The 4,610-nt window shown below is 49.3% G+C and carries 6 protein-coding genes; 2 read left to right on the top strand and 4 right to left on the bottom strand.

The window, feature by feature from the left end:
• Positions 1-1,162: glycogen/starch/alpha-glucan phosphorylase (locus tag AB7U36_RS18925; protein WP_428161211.1), on the bottom strand; the 1,162-nt coding region annotated here is incomplete at its 3' end.
• Positions 1,163-1,209: 47 nt separating this feature from the next.
• Complete coding sequence (locus AB7U36_RS18920) at positions 1,210-1,515, bottom strand: isoamylase early set domain-containing protein (RefSeq protein ID WP_428161210.1); 306 nt, start codon at positions 1,513-1,515, stop codon at positions 1,210-1,212.
• 276 nt (positions 1,516-1,791) lie between these two features.
• Between AB7U36_RS18920 and AB7U36_RS18915 the strand changes: the two genes are divergently transcribed.
• Both AB7U36_RS18915 and AB7U36_RS18910 read left to right on the top strand, forming a co-directional pair.
• Entirely contained in the window at positions 1,792-2,259 is a 468-nt protein-coding gene (locus AB7U36_RS18915) for an Lrp/AsnC family transcriptional regulator (RefSeq protein WP_428161209.1), read from the top strand.
• A 24-nt stretch (positions 2,260-2,283) separates the two neighbouring features.
• A complete protein-coding gene (locus AB7U36_RS18910; RefSeq protein ID WP_428161208.1) occupies positions 2,284-2,700 on the top strand; it encodes a thioesterase family protein in 417 nt (138 codons plus the stop codon).
• Positions 2,701-2,702: 2 nt separating this feature from the next.
• Here the strand turns inward: AB7U36_RS18910 and AB7U36_RS18905 are convergent, their stop codons facing one another.
• Both AB7U36_RS18905 and AB7U36_RS18900 read right to left on the bottom strand, forming a co-directional pair.
• Positions 2,703-4,058, bottom strand: coding sequence for a serine dehydratase subunit alpha family protein (locus tag AB7U36_RS18905; RefSeq protein ID WP_428161207.1), 1,356 nt, complete (start codon positions 4,056-4,058; stop codon positions 2,703-2,705).
• A 16-nt stretch (positions 4,059-4,074) separates the two neighbouring features.
• The coding region (locus AB7U36_RS18900; protein ID WP_428161206.1) for a M48 family metalloprotease at positions 4,075-4,610 on the bottom strand (536 nt) is incomplete at its 5' end.

Raw genomic sequence — 4,610 nt, 5'->3', positions numbered from 1 at the left:
GCTGGTTGATTTCATAGATCAGCTGCATATGCCGGGGCACCACGCGTTCCAGGATACTCACCGGCCAGGTTTCCAGGGCTTCGGGCAGCAGGGTGTGGTTGGTATACCCAAGGGTTTTTTTAGTGATCTCCCAGGCCGTTTCCCATTGTATGCCTTTTTCATCCACCAGGATACGCATCAATTCGGCCACCGCCAGGGCCGGATGGGTATCGTTGAGTTGAATGGCCACTTTATTATGAAAATCGTCAAAGGTGTCATGGTTCATTTCATACTTGCGGATAATATCCTTTAAGGAGCAGGCCACAAGAAAATACTCCTGGACCAGCCTAAGTTCTTTTCCCACCTCTTTGGAATCCGACGGATAAAGAATTTTGGAAATGGTCTCGGATTTAATTTTCCGACCCACGGCTTTAAAATAGTCCCCGTCATTGAAAATATCGATATCAAAATCCTCGGACGCCTCAGCCGTGAACAACCGCAAATAATTAACGGTACGGCCTTCGAAACCGGCAACCAGGATATCATGGGGGCGACCAATAAGCAGGGACCAGTTCGTCCATGTGGGATTATATTCCCCGTCTCTGTCCACACTGCCCTCTACCCGGCCGTAAATGGGGACCATATATCGCTCTTCTGTTCTGCGAATCAGCCAGGGCGACCTACGGTTGGGCCAGTAATCGGGTTTTTCCTTCTGGTATCCGTTAACAATCACTTGTTTGAACAAGCCGTAATCATAGTTGATCCCGTAACCGAATCCCGGCATATTCAGGCAGGCCAAAGAATCAAGAAAACAAGCAGCCAGACGCCCAAGGCCGCCATTTCCCAGAGCCGGGTCCCGTTCTTCCTCCACCAAAAGATCAAGGTCAATGCCCTTTGTTTCAAGAAATCTTTTACATCGCTTATAAATGCCTAAGTTTAACAGATTGTTGTTTAAAAGCCTGCCGATAAGAAATTCTAGAGAGAGGTAATGCAGGCGTTTGACATCATTTTCCTGGTAACGCTTCTGCGTATCATAACTGATATCGATAAGGTACTTGCCAACGGCATAGGAAACGGCGTTCAACTGATCATTTTTTGAAGCATGCTCAAGTTGCTTGCCCAGAATGTACTTAATGTAATTATTAAAGGAGGTCTCAAAATTTGAAAAATCAAAATATGACATGCGCTGACTCCATACTGGGCCCTGAGGCCGTTAATTGCCGGGTAAACCTATATCGTGATAACTGAGTTGTCTTCTCCATGAAAGGGAGAAGGCAGATAAATATCCGCGCTTTCATCATTGATCCAGCGGGTATCATCCACCAGATAACGGAATTGGTAGGAGCGTTCCGGCTCAAGGTCAAGTACCGTAGAAAAATCACCGTTTCTGAGTTTTTTCATGGCCCCGGCCTTTTCATCCCAATTGTTGAAATCACCAACCAGATTCACCGTTTCTGCCGTTCCAATCACTTTTTTCCGTACTTTAAATCTGACTCTGCACACATCTTTGGTTTTAAGATACTGTTTTGTAAACATGACAACCTCCGAAATGATTTTAGATGACATATCACATTGAAAGCTAAGATAACGTATTTATTCTAATTTTTTAAAATCGCAGTGTCAACAGTTTGTATTTAAATCCTGAGTTGATCCTTTTACTTTTTAAATTCTGGGCGCTTAATTAAACCATTGCTGCATTTTCATCTTACATCAAATCCGGCAGTGAATGGGAAACAAGCGCCTTGATCACGGCCAATGTTTCTATTATATAGATACGGATTCATCAACATGCTGCGAAGGAGCGACAATATCATGACATTGGTAGACGGGAGCCTGGATGAGCTTGAAATTCAGATTATACTGGCACTTCAGGAAGATGCCCGCAAATCGTATAAAAGTATCGCTAAAGAACTGGGCGTGGCCGAAGGCACGGTGAGTAACCGGGTCAACCGGCTGATCCAGCAGGGCATTCTCAAGCTTGAAGCCCGGGTCAACCCCTTTGCCATGTCCAATAAAGTGGCGGCCATCCTCGGCATAAACATCAAGCGCAGCCACCATGCCAAGGCCGTTAAGGACATCATGGCCCTGCCCAATGTCAACGCCGTATGGGTCACCACGGGAAAATATGATATTTTTGTTGAGGTCCTGGCCGATTCAATCAAGGAACTCAATGTTTTTATATTTGAAGATGGGTTGAGCAATATTGAGGGGGTAGAGGCCACTGAAACGCATATCATGCTTCACTCGGATTCCAAATTTTTTAAAATCGCTCCGTCCTAAGAGACGCGGAAAGGGGAGAACAAAATGAAAGAGACGTTAAAACCCGGCATACGCTATGAACACAAATTCACGGTACCTTCCTCAAAAACCGTTCCGGCCCTCTATCCGGAAGCAAAAGAATTTCAGGTTATGCCGGAAGTCTTTGCCACGGGATTTCTGGTGGGTTTGCTTGAATGGACATGTATAAAAGCCGTCATACCGCACATTGACTGGCCCCAGGAACAGACCGTGGGTATACACATCGACGTCAGCCATGAAGCCGCAACACCCCCGGGTTTGGAAATCACGGTTACCGCTGAATTAACAGAAGTCAAGGGGAAAAAACTGGTCTTTAATGTAGAGGCACATGATGGTGTTGACCGCATTTCAAAAGGGCAGCATGCCAGGTTTGTCATCAACAAAGAACAATTCGACTCAAAATTATCTAAGAAACAAATATGAACCTATTTTAAGTGATCCCGGGCCTGTCCGTGATCACTATTTTTCGGTAAATTTTTTTCGATCATGATTTTCAGTATGGTGCGGTCTGTTTCAATCATGCCTTCCCGGGACAGGGTGCCGATGTTCTGCATTGTCTTTTCCGGAGAGACACCGGCGATACCATCGGTGGCCTGAACCCGGACGCCCTGGAGGGCGAACAGGGCTGAATGGACTGCGGTTCCGGCTGCCGTGGCCAGCTTCAGGGCGCATCCGGGTTTGGCACCATCACAAATCACCCCGGCCAGATCTTCGATGAGGTTGGTGATGGCCCCGGCAATATGGAGGGTGGTGCCACCCAGCAGATAGGCCACGCCTGCGGCCGCACCCGCCCCGGCGGCCACGGAGCAGCCGCAGATGGCAGAGAGCCGGCCTGTATAGGCCTTGATATAGGCCGTGATCATATGGCTTAAGGCCAGGGCCTCAATCACGACATCCTCGGAGGCGGTTACATAGTCTTTAACCGCCCAGATGGGCAGCACAGCGGTTAGCCCTTGGTTTCCGCTGCCGGCTGAACTCATGGCCGGCAGGTTTACCCCGGCCATTCTGGCATCAGCTGCTGCGGATGCCAGAATGCGGGCGGCAAGCACCATGTCCTGACAGATAAGGTTTTGCCGAATCAACCGTTCAAAAGCCCTGCCAATACCCAGCCCCGGCCCCGGCCCGTATTTCAGTCCATGATCAGCCAGGCGCATATTGAGATCCACCCCCTCTTTGAGAAACTTTCGATCCTCATCATCCAGCTGGTCTACAAGGCCCAAAAGTTCATCCAAAGTCAGACCCTTGATCCACTCTTCCACACTGGCCCGGTCAGGCTCTTTGTTTTGAAGAACATTGAACAGTAAAGGATGGGTTTCAATATCCTTTCCGTCCAGTGTCAGCCGTACAATCTGGTCATGAAAATCCCTGATTTCCGCTTCTGCCTGCCGGCCGCAGGCGGTAATGCACACCCGCACACAGAGGTCCTGGACATGTTCAAGAAGATGGATCGGCACCGACGGATCCAAGCAAAATTTAACGACCTGATCCAGGGTTTGTTCAGTAAGGGATTCCAGCACTTCCAGGCCCAAATTTGGATCACCCCCGAATGCGCCTAAGGCTGCGGCTTTATCCAATCCGGCAAGGTTGTTGGAACCGGGGATGGTTACGGCCATACCATTTTTATAAATATTTGGATCTACCCAGACTTCAATGGATTCAAAAGGCCTTTCGTCCATCAGTGAAGCTGCGGCAGCGGCGGCCAGAGCTACAGCCACGGGTTCTGTGTACCCAAGGGCGGGAGCAACCTGGAGCCTTAAAATATCTTTCAGGGTAAATACCATGATATCCCCTTTTTTATCAGGACATGTTGTCCCAGAATGATCGACTCCGGTCCTCCATGGTTGTGCCGGAAGAATGGGTATTGTTGTCTTCCTGACGGAAATTGCCGGGAAAATTGCGACCCTGCGGCTGCGATCCCACGAGACGGGCCACACGGTCTTCAATAGGCGGATGGGTGGAGAACAGATTCATCATCTGCTTTCCTGTCAACGGATTAACAATAAACATATGGGCGGTTGCGGGGCTGGCATCAACCTGAGTCCGGCTGCGGCTGAAGCCCCCCAGCTTTGACAACGCTGATGCCAGGCCATGGGGATTTCCGGTAATACTTGCGGCCGTTGCATCTGCCAGGTATTCCCTGGATCTGGAGACGGCCATCTGAACGATCATTGCGGCAATGGGGGCCACCATGGAGACCGCAAGCACACCAATAATTCCAAGGCCGCCCTCGTCATCATCTCTGCCGCCGAAAAAAGCTGAAAACCTGGCAATCGAGGCAATCCACATGATGGCTCCGGCCAGGGTAGCCACAATTGTAGAAATAAGGATGTCGC

This window comes from Desulfobacter sp., assembly GCF_050177295.1.
The sequence above is the reverse complement of the archived record's forward strand: the minus strand, read 5'-3'. Positions and strand labels throughout refer to the sequence as shown.